The organism is Balneatrix alpica DSM 16621 (assembly GCF_000619885.1).
GTDB classification, from domain to species: domain Bacteria; phylum Pseudomonadota; class Gammaproteobacteria; order Pseudomonadales; family Balneatricaceae; genus Balneatrix; species Balneatrix alpica.
This window is the reverse complement of sequence record NZ_KK211039.1, coordinates 106,110-122,211: the sequence shown is the minus strand read 5'-3', so window position 1 is coordinate 122,211 and position 16,102 is coordinate 106,110. Positions and strand designations below refer to the sequence as shown.

Below are 16,102 nucleotides of genomic sequence, written 5' to 3'. Positions count from 1 at the left end.
ATATTTTTTGCAAAAAGTTTCTAACCGCTGGAACTTTCCCATTGCCCCTCAGTCTGACTAGCTGAACACGGGCCCTGTTCACTACTCAAAAAACTGATAAGAAGGAAGTGGACGATGAACACCAAGCAAAAACTCTCAGGTGCCGCGATGGCATTGGCCGCTGCCAGTCTGTTTGGCTCAGCGATGTTGACCCCTGCCGTTGTCAGTGCCGATGAGGCCAAGGTGGAGTGTTGGGGTGTGAACAGCTGCAAAGGCCACAATGATTGCAAAACCGCCAATAATGAGTGCAAAGGCCAGGGTAGCTGCCAGGGTCAGGGTTTCCTCAGCATGACGGCTGACGAATGCAGCAGCAAAGGCGGCACGGTGAAGTCATAAAGACGTTCATGCTATCTGCGGGTACGGCATAGCCTGTCGTCACTCGCCAAGGCAAGGCCCAGTGCCTTGCCTTATCCATTCCCCTACCAATGAGGCCGGCATGAGTGATCGCCCCCCCTTTGCTGGGTTTGGCCTGGGCCTGCGTAAAGATTACTACCAGACCATTCTGCAGCACCTTCCCACGGAGGTTGACTGGTTTGAGATCATCTCCGAGAACTATCTGGTTGCCGGTGGCAAGCCCTTGTATTTCCTCGATCAGGTACGCCAGCACTACCCCATTGCCATGCATGGTGTATCCCTGTCGATTGGCAGCAGTGCGCCACTTAATTACGACTACCTGCAACAACTTAAAGCCTTGGCACAGCGGATAGAGCCGCTGTGGCTGTCCGACCATCTGTGCTGGACAGGCAACGCCCATAACAGCCATGACTTGCTGCCCCTGCCCTACAATGAAGCCACCCTGCAGCACTTAGTCACGCGCATCCACCAGGTACAGGAATACTTGGGTCGACGTATCGCCCTGGAAAACCTGTCCAGCTATGTCAGCTTTCAAGCCTCCGAGATGAGTGAGTGGGAATTTCTCAATACCCTGGCCAAGCGGGCTGACTGCTACATTTTGCTGGACATCAACAATATCTATGTCAGCTCACGTAACCATAACTTTGTCGCCAGTGATTATTTAGCCGGCATCGACCCTGAACGGGTTATTCAATTTCACCTGGCAGGCCATAGTGACTATGGCGATTATGTGATTGATACCCATGATGCACCGGTGCGGGATGCCGTCTGGCAGCTGTACCAACAAGCCTGGCAACGCTTTGGCCCGGTCAGCACCATGATTGAGCGGGATGACAAGATGCCGCCTTTTAGCGAGCTACTGGCAGAGCTCAATCAGGCACGGGCATTGGTGGAGAGTCGCCATGACTGACTTGCAGCAACTGCAACAAGACTTTTTTGCCTTTCTCGATGGCACGAAGCCTCAACGGATTCTGCCGCAACTGGATCATCGCGGCCTGGATGCCCAGTTGGGTATGCAGATCTATACCCATGCCTACCGGGTGCGGTTATTACAGGTGCTGCAGGAAGACTACCCAGGGGTACAGGCAATGTTAGGTGAAGAAGCCTTTAGCCAGATGGCTGAAAGCTACTTGGCTGCTCACCCCTCACAACACTTCAGCCTGCGCTATTTTGGTGAAGCCCTGGCCAGCTTTCTCACCCAGCACTCGCCCTATCAGCGTTACCCCTTGTTAGCCGAGCTGGCCGAATGGGAAAGATTAATGCGTACGGTGTTCGACAGCGGCGAACAGCCAAGCCTCACTGCGGTGCAACTGCAACAACTGACGGCGGAGGCGTGGCCAGAACTGCGGTTAACCCTGCAACCCCATGTGCAGCGTTTTGATCAGCACCACAACACCCTAGCGGTCTGGCAGGCATTAAAGAATGAGCAGGCTCCCCCCGCCCCAACGGCGCTGACTCACCCCCAACCTTGGTTAGCGTGGCGTCAGGCCTATCAAACCCAGTATCGCTCCCTGGCGGTGGATGAGGCCTGTGCGCTGGATCAACTCAGCCAGGCAGACTGCAGCTTTGCCGAACTCTGTGAGTTACTGAGTGAGTGGTATCAGGATGATGCCCCCCAGGCCGCAGTACGAATGCTGCAGGGCTGGCTGAGCAGTGAGATATTAGTTAATACGCTTAGCGCTTAACTCTTAACTAAAAAAACAGTCCAAGGCCTCTATAGCGGTAACAGCGGCGGCTAGAATGCCGCCATAATCTCAGTGACCCAGCTCACACTCTGTAGATAGGCTTGGCTTGGGTTAAGAGGAGGCTTACCGAGGCGTTCCACCAGCTTCCACTGCATCTTTTCATAGGCACGGGCCAGTAATAGGTGCTGCCCCAGTTCACCTTTCCCATGCACCCCCTGCAAGATGACATCTTCCAGTGGCAAGTCGACTAACAACTCTTGCAAGGGAATGGCATAAAGCATTTCCAGACTGGCAAGAATCCCCACCATAAAAGCCTGTTGCGCCAGGGGGCTCTCTGCCTGCTCGGCCAGCAACTCCATCATGCGGGCACGAATCAGGGCAATCCGCACCCCCTCTGCCGGTACCTCTGCACTAGAAGCCAGCAACAGTAATAACCACTTTTGCAGCGCCTGGCGCCCCAGCATATTGAGGGCCTGATTCACCGAGGTAATGCGCTGACTGCGCGCCAACTGGGCAGAATTAATCAGCTTAAGTAGCTTATAGGTCAGAGCAGGGTCCTGCAGGATGGCTTTTTCTACGTCAGCCACCTCGGCATCGGCCAACAGTTGCTGAGTCACCCGCATGATAATGGTGTTACTCGGAGGCATGCGCTTACCGCGCATTAAGATAGGTCGACTGAGAAAATAACCCTGAAAACGGCTAAAACCCAGCGCCTTACATTGCTCAAACTCTTCCTGAGTTTCGACCTTTTCTGCCAAGAGCACCTTGTTAAAGGGGCGCAACAGCTTGACCTGCTCCGCCAACGCTTCCATCCCCAGCTCCATCACGTCCAGCTTGATCACCTCTGCCAGACGGATTAACGGCTCTAACTCCGGCTGATAAACAAAATCATCCAACGCCAGTCGATAACCCTGCAGTTTGAGTTCCGCCACGGCATGGAGCAGCTCATCTGAGCCCTGAATATCTTCCAATAGCTCCAGCACCACATCTTCACGGGGTAAGTCAGGAATATTGCGATTGAGGACAAAGTCTTGACCAACATTGATGTACACCGGCATCAGCTGGCGTTCGCCCTGCTCCCAAATCGCCATGAAATTATTCAGTAATACATCTTGGGTAGCTTTGTTGGAGTCAGCGAATAAAGCGGCGCTTTGTTCCTGCTCACTGCGAAATAACAGCTCATAACCCACAACATTTAATTCAGTATCAAATATGGCCTGACGAGCCATCAAGACTCGATTCGCAGTCAAAGTATGCGGCATATGCAGTGTAGCCCTCAGGCTGTAGCGAGAATCCGAAATACATCCGGTACTCAATAAAGCACGCCAAATCCAGACTGGCAACCTTCCAGCGGCTTGCGGCGGCACCGGTGTAAAAACTAGCAGTAGATGACACTCATATAAATTAACGGCGTCTTTTCGACTTGTCCGTCATTGAGACTGTTACCTCCGTCGCCCAAGCAAGACTATCAAAGTAAGCTTGACCCGGCTGTAACGGTGGCCTGCCCAGACGCTCCACCAAGCGCCACTCTCCTCGCTCGTAGGCACGGCTTAACAACAGCAACATACCGAGATTACCGCGTCCATGCACTGCCTCAACCAGGCTCTCATCCAAAGGAAGATCATCCAACACCGTACTAAGGGGGACTCCGTATAGCATCTCTAAACTCGCAAGAATGCCAACCATAAACGCTTGATGACTGTTGGGATAATTGCCCTGCTGGGCCAGCACTTCACACATCCGTGCACGTTGCATAGCTAAGTAGATGCGCTCTGGCATAACCGCTTCGGCCCCAACCGCCAACAACATCATGATCCACTTTTGCAGAGGCTCTCGCCCTAATAGATTGACCGCCTCCGCAACCGAGGTCACCCGTCGTCGCAGGGCAAACTGGGCCGAGTTAATTAACTTCAACAGCTTATAAGTCAGTGCCGGATCTTTCAGAATGTCGGCTTCAATTTGACTAACGGGCTTATCCGAACGCAGATCCTGCAGCACTTTCATCATCATTGCGGCACTGGTGGGCATGCGCTTGCCCCGCACCAATAATGGCCGACTCAAGAAAAAACCCTGAAACATTTCACAGCCTAGTTCGCGGCATTCATCCAGTTCTTCCTGAGTCTCCACCTTTTCCGCCAGCAGTTTTTTACGATGGTGGGAGAGCTGAGCAATTTGCTCTCGCACACCTTCCATGCCTCTTAGGCGCACATCGATTTTGATAATCGAAGCCAGCTCGATCAGCGGTTCCAGTTCTACTTGATAAGTAAAATCATCCAGTGCCAGGGTATAACCCTGCTGCTTGAGTTCGTTAACTGCTTCAAGCAGGGCGGGCGATACTTGCACATCCTCAAGGATTTCCAGCACCACCCTGTCCTTAGGTAAATCTGGCATGTGGCGTTTGAGAATAAAGTCTTCACTCAGGTTAATAAAAACCGGCAGCCCTTTAGCTTCATGCTGATCCCAAATAGCGGTGAAGGCATTGAGGATAACGCTGGAGGTTGCCCCCTCTGCATCAATAAACAGGGCCTGACTCTGATCCTGCTCACTACGAAACAGCAGCTCATAAGCGCACACCTCCATCTTGCTATTAAAGATGGGTTGGCGTGCCATCAGCACGCTATCCTGCGACTGACCGAATGGCTGATTTGACTGCTCTGATGGCTGATTCATGCTAACCAAGGTACGTCCTTTCTTCTGTACTGCTGCGAGTCAACAATCTGCTACACTGACCCACTTCCGGAGGCCTCATGTATACCCTAGTTGTCGATCATCCCGACTTTATTGTGATAGATAAGTCTGCCAACGTCAGTTTTCATAGTGAAAATGACACCCCTGGTTTGGTTTACACCCTGCAACAAGACCTAAACAATAGCGAGCTTTATCCCCTGCATCGTTTGGATAAAGTAACTTCTGGTTTACTCCTGTTCGGTAAAAATAAGTCCTTTGCTCAGACTCTTGGCGACGCCTTTGCTAATCACCAAGTGCAAAAACTGTATTTGGCTTTAAGTACGCGCAAACCGAATAAAAAACAGGGCTGGATTAAAGGTGATATGCAGCGTAGCCGACGTAGCAGCTGGATGCTTACCCCTAGCATGAATAATCCCGCTATTACCCAATTTAGTAGCCTCAGTCTGGCACCGGGGCTACGAGCATTCTGGCTCTATCCCCAAACCGGCAAAACGCATCAACTGCGGGTGGCGCTACGTAGCATTGGCGCCCCCATTTTGGGAGACACTTTATATGGTGGCAAAGCCAATGAAGCCGATCGCACCTATTTACACGCCACGGCATTAGGTTTTTCCTGGCAAGGGCAGGTCTTCCAATTCAAGCGTTGGCCGAGCCAAGGTCAGCACTTTCAACAATATTCGTGGGCCGATACGCTTGCCCCCGATACTTATCCCTGGCAACAGTGGTTGCTTACTGCCAGTCAGGTTTGAGGAATAACAATCATGTCGTCATCACGCTTGGTGTACTCCACCGAAACAGGCCGAATCAAAGAAAGTCATAACACCGCTAACACTGCACGCCCACAGGGTGATGGCATTGTCCGCATTCATCGGCAAAGCAAAGGCCGTGGCGGTAAAGGCGTCTGCATTATTACTGGTTTGGATTTAGCCGACGCAGAGCTAAAGCTCCTCGCTGCAGATTTAAAAAAACGCTGTGGCTGTGGAGGTGCCGTGAAGGAAGGCACTATCGAAATTCAAGGTGAGCAACGGGAACTGCTGAAAACCCTGTTGGAGCAGAAGGGCTTTCGGGTCAAATTAGCAGGCGGCTAGCGCCAGGGCTTGCAAGTTTGCCGCAGAATCACCATGATTGGCGGTTAAATTTGCACGCACTTGCCAGTTTGGGCGTGTCAAATAAAGCGAGCGAGAGCGTGGCGACACATCTCGGCTAACCTCGGCTGACGAGATTATTTTTAAGAAAGTTAACCCCGATACGGATTGCTTTTATGCGCGTACCTATGCTCCTTCTCAGTCTGCTTATTTCTGGTTGCAGCCTGAATCCCTGGGCGAAAAAAGAAGAACCGAAACAAGCCGAAGTCGTCAAACCTGTTCCTGCTGATGAAATCCACGTGGAAATTAGCGGTGACTATCGCAGCGTATACAAAAAGACACTGCCCTACATGCGCGGTTGCAACACCGGCCGCATTAGCCACCTGGATGCCCTGCTGGTCAAAGATGACAACGGCTTTGGTGAAATCAAAATGAATGGCACCCTCGGCCCCGTAGTCACTGCACGCTTTTCAGAAGGTGAAGCCGAGAATCAGACTCGCCTGACGGTGAAATTCGCTAGCTTGACTTGGCAACCAGTAGCACAGACGGTTGTACGCTGGGCTCAGGGCCAGGAAAAGATCTGCCCGAAGTTCTTCTAACGCGATCCCCTCGCCACAATTGCAATTGTGGCTGGCACTTATGCCAGTCACAACTGCATGCTCCAGCCCTGAACAGCCTGCCCTAAGAACAATTAATCAACTCTGGGAACCAGCAGGCAATGAATTTAGTACAGCTTTATAACCAAAAAGCTTCAACCACTTCATTTTAGTTCTAAGCCATAATACAGACTCCTCATGCTTAGCCGGAGTCCAGTTATGTCCAGAGAATGGGTTAATCAAGCCATTGCCAAAATCGAAGCCGACTTTCAGCGCTCCGCCGATACCCATTTAATTAAGCTGGACATCCCCAACCTAAGCGGTATCGATCTTTATTTAAAAGATGAAAGCACTCACCCCAGCGGTAGCTTGAAACACCGCCTGGCACGTTCTCTGTTTCTCTATGGCCTGTGCAATGGCTGGATCCGTGAAGGTACACCCATTATTGAGTCTTCCAGTGGCAGCACCGCTATCTCGGAGGCCTATTTCGCCCGCCTGTTGGGCCTGCCATTTATTGCTGTTATTCCGGAACATACCGCCAGCAAAAAAATCCGCCAGATAGAATTTTATGGTGGTCGTTGCCACCTCGTACCCGCCACCTCGATTTATGCTGAATCCGAGCGACTCGCCCACGAGTTGGGTGGACACTATATGGATCAGTTTACCTATGCCGAGCGTGCCACCGACTGGCGCGGCAATAACAATATTGCCGAATCGATCTTCCGCCAGATGCAGGCAGAACCCCACCCTATCCCGCAATGGATTGTGATGAGCGCAGGCACCGGAGGCACTTCCGCCACCCTGGGGCGTTATTTACGCTATCAGCGTTTAGATACCCAACTCTGTGTCGCCGACCCCGACTTTTCTGTGTTCTACCCCTATTATCACAGTCGCGATAACAACCTCACCTCATCCCAGGGTTCACGTATTGAAGGCATTGGCCGCCCCAGGGTAGAACCTTCCTTTATTGCAGATGTGATTGACACGATGATGCAGGTAGAGGATACCGCTGCAATTGCCACGCTCTACTGGCTGGATACGTTACTCGGCCGTAAGTGCGGTGCCAGCACCGGCACTAACGTATATGCGGCATTACAGCTTGCGCAGAACATGCAACAGCAGGGTCAGCAAGGCTCCATTGTTACCCTGATCTGCGATAGTGGCGAACGCTACCTGGACACTTACTACAACCCTGACTGGGTGGCCTGCAAAATTGGCGATATTCGCCCTTATCAGCAGCAATTACAGCAACGTTACCCTCTTTAACCGGAGGGCCATAAGCGCCTAACAGGTTCATTAAAAAGCTATTTCCAACCTCCTGGCTGACCCTAAAAGAGCTGCTATAGTTCTCTTACAAAAATTAACAGGGTTAGCTCAAGGAGCTTTGGAATGTCCGCATCCTCGCTAGGCAAGGGTCTCATTCAAGCATTGGAGCAACATGCCCCAGGCATTTTTTATCTCAAAGACGCCAACCTGCGTTTTACCCATGTCAGCCATAATTTCCTCCAATTATTAGGGCTAGAGAAAGAGCAGGTTCTGGGTCAAAGTGCCCGCAGTATTTTTGCAGAGCTGGCCGACCCTATCGAAAGTAACGAGTTTTCCGTACTTCATGGTTTGAAGCTGACGACTGAAGAAACCTATCCCCACCCACACCCTCATCAAGCCCCTCTTACCTTCTGGGTGGAAAAATTCCCACTGCTGGATGAGCAGCAAAATCTGCTTGGCATTTGCACCATTGGTCATGACATTTCCGAAGCCAAGCAAATGCAGCATGCCAGCCGGGAGCTGATCGGTGGCTTAACACGTCGCTATGGTGAGGCCTTTCTACAACATTGCAGCCAGAGTCTGCAGCGTTTATTGAATGCCGACTACCTGATGATTGCGCGCCTTAACGGCGAGGCGCAGGCAGTCCCTATTATCAACCTGGGTCCTGAGGGTAAAGCCTTACCCTTACAGCCCTATGCCCTGCATGACACCCCCTGCGCTCAAACCGGTCAGGGTTACATCTGCGTGCACCAACGCAGCGTTGCCGATCTCTATCCACGTGATCTGATGTTGGCTGAGCTGGGTATTCAGGCCTACATTGGTACCCCTTTGCGTAATGAACAACGCCAGGTAATGGGCATCATCGTGGCAATGTTTAAGCAACCACTGCAGGATCCACAATTTGCGCGGAGCCTGTTTGAGCTCTTTGCTGATCGCATTGCATCCGAAATTGAACGTGGCGATGCAGAGCAAGCCCTTCTTCAAGCCAATGAAGCATTAGAGCAACGGGTGCGCGAACGTACCCGTGAGCTGGAGTTCCTGAACAAAGAACTGGAGTCCTTTGCCTATTCTGCTTCCCACGATCTTCGTACCCCACTGCGTGCACTGGATGGTTTCTCCCATGCCCTGCTGGAAGACTACAGTGGACAATTGGATGGCTTAGGCACTCTCTATCTACAGCGTATGCGCTTGGCAGCGCAACAAATGTCACGCCTGTTGGATGGGCTATTAGAACTCTCCCGTGTCAGCCGTCATCCTCTACAACAACAAGAGGTGAACCTGAGCGACATTGCCGAGGAAATCTGCAGTCAGTTACGCTTAAGCGAACCCCAGCGCCGCGTTAATGTAGAAATCCAACCAACGATGACCAGTATGGGAGACCCCCGCCTGCTTTATTCGATGCTCCAGAATTTGATTGGCAACGCCTGGAAGTACAGCCGGCCACGGCCTGAGGCTAACATCGAGATTGGCCAAACGGCAGACCAGGTGTTCTATGTGCGTGACAACGGCATCGGCATGCCTGCCGACCAGATCAACCGTATTTTTGCTGCCTTCCAACGACTACATAGCCAAGATGAATTTGAAGGCTCCGGCATCGGTCTTGCCACGGTACAACGCATTCTACAACGCCATGGCGGCCACATCTGGGCAGAATCCCAACCGGACCAAGGTAGTACTTTTTATTTCATCCTGGCGGGCGGAAAAACTTCGTCTACACTTGCTCCATTGGCTTTGGACAACGCAAGGAGTAGCAAAACTGATGCTGCGTGAAGGAACCATTTTGTTGGTCGAGGATAATCCGGATGATGAACTCCTCACCCGCCGAGCCCTATTAAAAAACAATATCAGCAATAAAGTGGTGACCGTACGCGACGGTCAACAAGCACTCGACTACTTCAGTGCCCTAGACCACTCACATCCCCTTCCTGTGCTGGTGCTACTAGACCTTAATCTTCCCGCTCTTAATGGGCATGAAGTACTGAAGTATCTGCGCCAGCACCAGCGCACCCGTACCTTACCGGTGGTTGTACTGACCACGTCCAATGAGGAGGCGGATATCAACCAATCCTATTCATTAGGTGCGAATAGCTTCGTCCGTAAACCGGTCGACTTTGATTCTTTTATCGACTCAGTAGGCAGTCTGGGGCGCTACTGGCTGGAAATTAATCACCCGCCTCAGGTTTACGTTTGCTGAAGTTATGAAGCCTATTTCCATTCTGCTAATTGAAGATACCTACGACGACGAACTGTTGCTCGATATTCAGTTGCGTAAGGGAGGGTTTGATCCCCACATCAAACGGGTCTACTTACTGGACGACTTACAAGCGATGTTGCCACAAGAGTGGGACATCGTGATTACTGACCATAACCTACCCGGTTTTAATTGCTTGGATGTCATTGATCTGGTTCGCCAGCAACATCCAGACATCCCGTTGATTGTGGTATCGGGTAGCATGGGTGAAGAGCTAGCGATTGAAACCCTCAAAGCGGGTGCCAATGACTATGTGCTCAAACACAACCTTACCCGCTTAGTACCTGCCATTGAGCGTGAACTACGGGACGCCAATACCCGCCAAGCCCGCCGTGATGCCGAGCAACGCCTGCATTACATGGCTTTTCACGATGCCTTAACCGGCTTGCACAACCGCTTTGCCTTTGAACGGGCCTTAGAGCAAGTCTGCGCCAATCTCAGTGGCAGCGAGGTTCATACTCTGTTGTTTATCGACCTCGATGACTTCAAGGTGGTCAACGATAGTTGTGGCCACTTGGCGGGAGATCAATTGCTCATTCAGGTCGCGACGCTATTTCGCCAGCACTTAGCCAGCTGCCATCAACTCTGCCGCGTGGGTGGCGATGAATTTACCATTTTGATGGAGCACACCCCTCTACAAGAGGGCATGAAAATTGCTGAGCGTCTGCAAGAAGAAGTGCTGCGTTTTCGCTTTAACTGGCAAGACAAGCTTTTCTCGATTGGCGCCAGCATGGGCGCGGTTGAGATTACCCAACAGCTTTGTGAGCCCAGCATGATTCTGTCTGCCGCAGATATGGCTTGTTATTCCGCCAAGGAATCAGGTCGTGGACGCATCCATATTTATCAGGAACAGGATCTGGCCATTAGCCAGATGCGTGAGCAACTCGGCTGGGTCAATATACTTAATCAAGCAATGCAGAATCATGAGTTCTGTGCATTCTGGCAGCCCATAGTGGCACTGCCGCTGACGCAACATTCACAGCCTATTTTCTATGAGTTTTTACTGCGCTTACGCCAACAGGATCGCTTGATTCCGCCAGGAGTGTTCATCCCTGCCGCCGAACGTTACCACCTGATGAATCAGCTTGATCGCCATATGGTGCGTTTAAGTTTCCGCCATATTAGTGAACATCAGAATGGACGTTGCCTGTTCTTTATCAACCTTTCTGGCTCCACCTTGGGGGATGAGCACTTCCCACAGTTTGTTGCCGAACAAATGATTCTCCACAGCATTTCCCCGGAAACCCTTTGTTTTGAAATCACTGAGACCACTGCTGTTTCTAACTTTCAAAAAGCAAGTCAGTTTATTGGCAAGCTACGGGAACTCGGCTGTCACTTTGCCCTGGATGATTTTGGCGCTGGGATGAGTTCTTACGGCTATCTCAAGAATCTGCAAGTGGACTTTATCAAGATAGATGGCAGCTTTGTCCGTGATATTTGCGACTCACCGATGAGCATGGCGATTGTCGAATCGATTAATAAAATCTGTCATGTCGCCGGACTCAAAACCATCGCTGAGTTTGTCGAAGATGAACGTACTCGTGTGGAGCTGGAGCGTTTGGGGGTGGATTACTGCCAAGGCTATGCGATTGGCAAACCAGAAGCCGTTCCAGAACGTTTTGGCCTGCACCAGCTTGTCCAGCAGTCTTGCTAAGTGATTGACTGACCAATCTAAGACACTTACTTGAGCTGCCCCCAGACTTGGCAAAGCTCTGGCGTAACACCATACTGCCACAAGGCGATTCTGGAACATGAGCACAGAACGTGAGCCAATTAGACTTATTTGATATTCCCGTCCCCAGTCCCTGTGCTGGCGTCTGCGAAAGTGACAACCGGGGCTTTTGCCGCGGTTGTCTGCGTACTCGGGATGAGCGCTTCCATTGGCATCAATTTAGCAACCAACAGCGCCTGCAAGTCATTCAAGCTTGCCGTATGCGCTACCTGCGCCGCCTGCAAGCTCAACGACAACAGCAACGCGGCCAGGTCTCCGATACGCCTCAACCGCAACTACCACTGGATGAAAGCTAACGCCCCTGCGCCCGTCTATCGCTTACCAACTCCCCCGCCACGCCCCAATTATCCAGCTCGACTTCATCAATCACGACAACTGTAGTCGCAGGATTTTTACCCAGTACCTCAACCAGTAACTGAGTCACCCCACTGATCAAAGCCTGCTTTTGCTCGCGGCTTACCCCCTCACGGGTCACCTTAATATTCACGTACGGCATAACCTTTCTCCTTACATAACAGCTTGAGTAACGCTTGTTTGTTTGCCTGGATCACGCCCCCCAACACCAGCACGAGTCCCATTGCCGTCGCCCAGCTCCACCCCTCACCTAGAATAGGCACGGCCAGCAAGGCAGAAAACGGCGGAATTAATCCCATCATCATGCCCATTTGCGTGGCTCCTAAATGCTTAATTGCCTGGAGGTAGAGCACCATGGCCAATACAGTGGCAATTACCCCTTGATATACGCCCTGCAACAACACATCTTGCCATTGCCACTGAGATACGTCCGGCCACAAAAACAACCCGTAAATCGGGGCATAGAGCAGTGCCGAAACGATTCCCAAACTGAACGTTGCCTGCCAGGGAGTCATGCCCCAACGCTTAGCCAGCACGGTATAGAGTGACCAACACAGGGCTGAGAGAAAAATTAGGACATCACCTTGGCCGATGGCGGGGTCTTGCCAGGCATCCCCCATCAGGCAGGCCACCCCTGCCAGCATCAACGCCAAGCCCTGTAAACGTGCTTTAGATAAAGGTTCATCCAAGAGCTTCCAGGCCAGCAACGCAATAACAAACGGCAGCATTCCCGGCAATAACACCCCAGCATGGGCGACCGGTGCCTGGCGAAACCCTTGATAGGCCAAGCTGGCATAACCTAACCCCCCCACCAAGGCCAGCAGCACTGAACGGCCATGCCATAGAGATGGCCGTCCCTGCCACCACCACAGCGGTACGAGCAACAGCGTGGCAGGAAAAAAACGCAACGCCATCATGTCCCAGGCGCTGAGGGTGCTAAGACCGCCATGCCGTGACACCAGCATAAACCCCGTCCAGATACTGACCGTTGCTATCGCAAACCCGTAGCCCTTCATCACGCTCTCCTCTTGACTCCTTGCTAGCCTAAGAGAGAAGATCAATCTCATCCAATGAATAAATATGAATACAAAGTTCTCAAAATGAGATAGGCATGCTCAAAACACCGGAACTCACCGACCTGCACATCTTTCAGACCGTCGCTCATACAGGCAGCGTCACCCAAGCTGCCCAGCAATTGCATCGGGTCCAGTCCAATATCAGCACTCGTCTAAAACACTTGGAAGAATTACTTGATGAGCAGCTGTTTTGGCGCCAGGGCAAAGGCATGGAGCTAACCCCCGCGGGAGAGCGCTTACTCAGCCATAGCGAGCAACTGCTGAAACAGGCAGCGGAGATTTATCAGGTAGTCAAGCAGGATGAGCCCAGCGGTCCGCTGCGCATTGGTAGTATGGAAAGCACCGCTGCCGTGCGCATTCCGGTCATTCTGGCGGAACTGCACCAGTGTTACCCTAAGTTGGCGATCCGTTTACAAACAGGTCCTAGCCAACCCATTGCCCAGCAGGTGTTGGACAGGCAACTAGATGTCGCCTTTGTCGCCCATCCACCCGAACACGAGCAGTTACAGCAGCTCGCCATCTGGCAGGAGCATCTGGTTGGTGTGAGCGCACGTGATGGTGAGCATCAGGGCTACCTGCTCGCCTTTACCCGCGGTTGCTCCTACCGCATGGTACTGGAGCAATGGAGTCAAATGCAGGGAGGCCCACAGCGCCCCCTGCTGGAGCTGAACTCCTACCACGGCATACTCAGCTGTGCCAGTGCCGGAATGGGCTTGGGCATTGTGCCGCGTAGCCTGCTGGAAGTTTACCCCTACCGGCACGCTCTCCAGGAGCATCCCTTGCCAACGCAACTGGCACAGGTCACAACCTATATGATCTGGTTACGCCAACGCCAGCAACCCGGTATTGAGGCATTAAAACAGGCGCTCAGCCAACACTCAGCGCCTGAGTAAAGTTTCTCCAACCCCACATTAGGCGGCTGGAGCCCAAGCTCAGCGGCTTAACTGCTGATATTCAGCGGCAATTTTCGCTGCCAAACGGGCATTATTCATCACCAGCTGGATATTCGAGGCCAGCGAATTACCACCGGTCAACTCACATACCCGCGCTAACAGAAAAGGAGTCGACGCCTTACCACTAATCCCCTGTTGTTCTGCTTCTGACAGGGCCTGCTCAATCGCCGCATCAATCGCCTGTTTAGGCATCGCATAGGCCTCGGGTATGGGATTAGTCACCACCACTCCCCCATCCAAGCCCAGCTGCCATTTCACCTGCAAGGCTTGCGCAATCTGGGTGGGAGTGTCGAGGCGATAATCCACCTTATAATCACTATCACGGGTAAAAAACGCCGGCAGCGACTCTGTTTGATAGCCCACCACCGGCACACCATGAGTCTCCAGATACTCCAAGGTTAATCCCAGATCCAAAATAGACTTCGCCCCAGCACAGACAACAGCCACATTGGTTTGGGCCAACTCTTGCAGGTCGGCAGAGATATCGAAACTCTGTTGCGCACCGCGGTGCACGCCGCCAATACCTCCGGTGGCAAACACACGAATGCCCGCCAGCGCCGCAATAATCATGGTTGAGGCCACCGTAGTAGCACCATGACGCCGGGCTGCCAACACAAACGGCAAATCACGGCGACTGCACTTTGCCACTGCCTGCCCCTCTTTACCTAGCAAGGTAATCTCTTCCTGGCTCAGGCCAGCCTTCAAACGGCCATTAATAATTGCGATGGTTGCTGGCACCGCACCCTGTGCACGGACTTCCGCCTCAACCTGTAAAGCCGTCTCCACATTTTGTGGATAGGGCATGCCATGGGAGATGATGGTGGACTCCAGGGCAACCACAGGTTGACCGGCGGCCAAAGCGGCGGCTACCTCAGGATGAATATCCAAATACTGCTCAAGATTCATTAGACGTCTCCATAAAACGGGCTAATAACTGCGGGCTTAAACTGGGATGATTGGTGGATTCGCAGCCCAGGGTCAGGGCGGCACATGCCTGCGCAAAACGTGCTGCCTGGACTAACGGCTGCTGATTCAGCCAGCCCCACACCAGACCTGCCATCAGGGCATCCCCTGCTCCGGTGACATTGACAACTTCAACTGGGATAGGCGGCAGATGCTGCTGGGTCTGTCCATCGCTGCAGAACACTCCCTCTGCTCCTAAGCTGAAAACCACCTGCTGCACCCCTTCACTATGCAACCAGTCCGCCTGGGCCGGTGCCTCATTCAGACCGGCAAAGGCTTTCCCGGATAGCGTGGCTGCCTCCAACTGGTTGGGTTTCAGGGTATGAATATGGCCAAGCCAAGGGCGAATGCGCTCCACCTTATAGGCTGACACAGGGTCAACGAAGATCGGCGAATGCTGGCACTGGCTGCACAACCAAGCCAACGTCTCTGCTTGAATATTGGTGTCTAATACCAAAGCAGCAGCCTGTTGCAGCGCGTCTAATTGAGCTGCCAGCGCCTGGGGCGTGAGAGCCTCCAATACCGCCATATCATTAAAGGCAACCTGCATCTCGCCATCAGGCTGGTGCACTGACACATAGGTCGAGCTGGCTTGCCCTGGGCAAATCAGTGAGGCGCGCACATTAACCCCTGCACGCTGAGTGCTTTCCAACAGGGTTTGTCCGTAGGGGTCATCCCCCACAGCGGTGAGCAGGCGGCAATCTACCCCCAAACGGCCCAGATTTTCGGCGATGTTACGCGCCACTCCCCCCGGGGATGTACGTACTCGACCGGGATTGGAGTCCCCCATCCGTAGCGGTTGCGCGGCGATGGCACTGATATCCATATTGGCTCCGCCGACCACCATGACATAGGAAGAGGGTGCTAGGATGTATCCCTTGCCCAAAATGTAGCCCTTCTGACTCAAGTGCATCAGATGCACGGCAACAGCTGAACGGCTAATTCCTAGACGTTCTGCCAAGGCCTGCTGGGAAATCAGTGGATCCTGCCGCACCAGCTCCAGTATTTGTCGTTCACGCTGCGTCATAAACAAATGCTTACCATGCAAACTTTTGCTTAA

The 16,102-nt window shown here is 52.5% G+C and carries 18 protein-coding genes; 12 read left to right on the top strand and 6 right to left on the bottom strand.

What is annotated here, in order from left to right:
* Positions 1-114 precede the first annotated feature (114 nt).
* The 3 genes from bufA2 to Q334_RS0110000 all read left to right on the top strand — a co-directional run bounded on the left by bufA2 (position 115) and on the right by Q334_RS0110000 (position 2,078).
* A complete protein-coding gene (bufA2, locus tag Q334_RS0110010) occupies positions 115-375 on the top strand; it encodes a BufA2 family periplasmic bufferin-type metallophore (RefSeq protein WP_027313087.1) in 261 nt (86 codons plus the stop codon).
* 100 nt (positions 376-475) lie between these two features.
* The gene (gene bufB, locus Q334_RS0110005; RefSeq protein ID WP_155888982.1) at positions 476-1,303 is read left to right on the top strand and encodes an MNIO family bufferin maturase; all 828 of its coding nucleotides are present in this window, start codon (positions 476-478) and stop codon (positions 1,301-1,303) included.
* Positions 1,296-2,078 carry an HvfC/BufC N-terminal domain-containing protein gene (locus Q334_RS0110000; RefSeq protein WP_035461302.1) on the top strand — a complete coding sequence of 261 codons (783 nt, stop codon included), beginning with the start codon at positions 1,296-1,298 and terminating at the stop codon, positions 2,076-2,078. Before bufB ends, Q334_RS0110000 begins: the two co-directional genes overlap by 8 nt.
* A gap of 50 nt (positions 2,079-2,128) precedes the next feature.
* Here Q334_RS0110000 and Q334_RS18720 read toward each other — a convergent pair whose 3' ends face one another.
* Both Q334_RS18720 and Q334_RS18715 read right to left on the bottom strand, forming a co-directional pair.
* Positions 2,129-3,307, bottom strand: coding sequence for an EAL and HDOD domain-containing protein (locus Q334_RS18720; protein ID WP_051527699.1), 1,179 nt, complete (start codon positions 3,305-3,307; stop codon positions 2,129-2,131).
* Between the two features lie 175 nt (positions 3,308-3,482).
* On the bottom strand, positions 3,483-4,688 hold the full coding sequence (locus Q334_RS18715) for an HDOD domain-containing protein (RefSeq protein ID WP_035461440.1): 1,206 nt from the start codon (positions 4,686-4,688) through the stop codon (positions 3,483-3,485).
* A gap of 137 nt (positions 4,689-4,825) precedes the next feature.
* Between Q334_RS18715 and Q334_RS0109985 the strand changes: the two genes are divergently transcribed.
* The 8 genes from Q334_RS0109985 (at position 4,826) to Q334_RS0109950 (ending at position 11,992) form a co-directional block, all read left to right on the top strand.
* Entirely contained in the window at positions 4,826-5,515 is a 690-nt protein-coding gene (locus Q334_RS0109985; RefSeq protein WP_027313084.1) for a TIGR01621 family pseudouridine synthase, read from the top strand.
* Positions 5,516-5,527: 12 nt separating this feature from the next.
* The gene (yciH, locus tag Q334_RS0109980) at positions 5,528-5,854 is read left to right on the top strand and encodes a stress response translation initiation inhibitor YciH (protein ID WP_027313083.1); all 327 of its coding nucleotides are present in this window, start codon (positions 5,528-5,530) and stop codon (positions 5,852-5,854) included.
* 173 nt (positions 5,855-6,027) lie between these two features.
* Complete coding sequence (locus Q334_RS0109975; protein ID WP_027313082.1) at positions 6,028-6,450, top strand: hypothetical protein; 423 nt, start codon at positions 6,028-6,030, stop codon at positions 6,448-6,450.
* Between the two features lie 216 nt (positions 6,451-6,666).
* Entirely contained in the window at positions 6,667-7,713 is a 1,047-nt protein-coding gene (locus Q334_RS0109970; RefSeq protein ID WP_027313081.1) for a PLP-dependent cysteine synthase family protein, read from the top strand.
* A 123-nt stretch (positions 7,714-7,836) separates the two neighbouring features.
* Positions 7,837-9,483: a PAS domain-containing sensor histidine kinase gene (locus tag Q334_RS20015; RefSeq protein ID WP_051527696.1), complete on the top strand. Its 1,647-nt coding sequence runs from the start codon at positions 7,837-7,839 to the stop codon at positions 9,481-9,483.
* Positions 9,473-9,907, top strand: coding sequence for a response regulator (locus Q334_RS0109960; RefSeq protein WP_027313080.1), 435 nt, complete (start codon positions 9,473-9,475; stop codon positions 9,905-9,907). The genes Q334_RS20015 and Q334_RS0109960 overlap by 11 nt, the downstream gene beginning before the upstream one ends.
* Before the next feature lie 4 nt (positions 9,908-9,911).
* On the top strand, positions 9,912-11,618 hold the full coding sequence (locus Q334_RS18705) for an EAL domain-containing protein (RefSeq protein WP_051527695.1): 1,707 nt from the start codon (positions 9,912-9,914) through the stop codon (positions 11,616-11,618).
* A gap of 110 nt (positions 11,619-11,728) precedes the next feature.
* Positions 11,729-11,992 (top strand): DUF1289 domain-containing protein, encoded by a 264-nt coding sequence (locus Q334_RS0109950; RefSeq protein WP_027313079.1) that lies wholly within the window; start codon positions 11,729-11,731, stop codon positions 11,990-11,992.
* Here Q334_RS0109950 and Q334_RS0109945 read toward each other — a convergent pair.
* Both Q334_RS0109945 and Q334_RS18700 read right to left on the bottom strand, forming a co-directional pair.
* Positions 11,989-12,192: a 2-hydroxymuconate tautomerase family protein gene (locus tag Q334_RS0109945; protein ID WP_027313078.1), complete on the bottom strand. Its 204-nt coding sequence runs from the start codon at positions 12,190-12,192 to the stop codon at positions 11,989-11,991. The two genes, Q334_RS0109950 and Q334_RS0109945, sit on opposite strands and share 4 nt — an antisense overlap.
* A complete protein-coding gene (locus tag Q334_RS18700; RefSeq protein ID WP_035461299.1) occupies positions 12,173-13,066 on the bottom strand; it encodes a DMT family transporter in 894 nt (297 codons plus the stop codon). Before Q334_RS18700 ends, Q334_RS0109945 begins: the two co-directional genes overlap by 20 nt.
* Before the next feature lie 95 nt (positions 13,067-13,161).
* Between Q334_RS18700 and Q334_RS0109935 the strand changes: the two genes are divergently transcribed.
* Complete coding sequence (locus Q334_RS0109935; RefSeq protein WP_035461297.1) at positions 13,162-14,019, top strand: LysR substrate-binding domain-containing protein; 858 nt, start codon at positions 13,162-13,164, stop codon at positions 14,017-14,019.
* A 39-nt stretch (positions 14,020-14,058) separates the two neighbouring features.
* On the opposite strand, the gene Q334_RS0109930 is transcribed toward Q334_RS0109935, so the two are convergent.
* Together Q334_RS0109930 and Q334_RS0109925 are read right to left on the bottom strand one after the other, a co-directional pair.
* Positions 14,059-14,985: a pseudouridine-5'-phosphate glycosidase gene (locus tag Q334_RS0109930; protein WP_027313076.1), complete on the bottom strand. Its 927-nt coding sequence runs from the start codon at positions 14,983-14,985 to the stop codon at positions 14,059-14,061.
* On the bottom strand, positions 14,975-16,069 hold the full coding sequence (locus Q334_RS0109925; RefSeq protein ID WP_027313075.1) for a PfkB family carbohydrate kinase: 1,095 nt from the start codon (positions 16,067-16,069) through the stop codon (positions 14,975-14,977). The genes Q334_RS0109930 and Q334_RS0109925 overlap by 11 nt, the downstream gene beginning before the upstream one ends.
* Positions 16,070-16,102 lie beyond the last annotated feature (33 nt).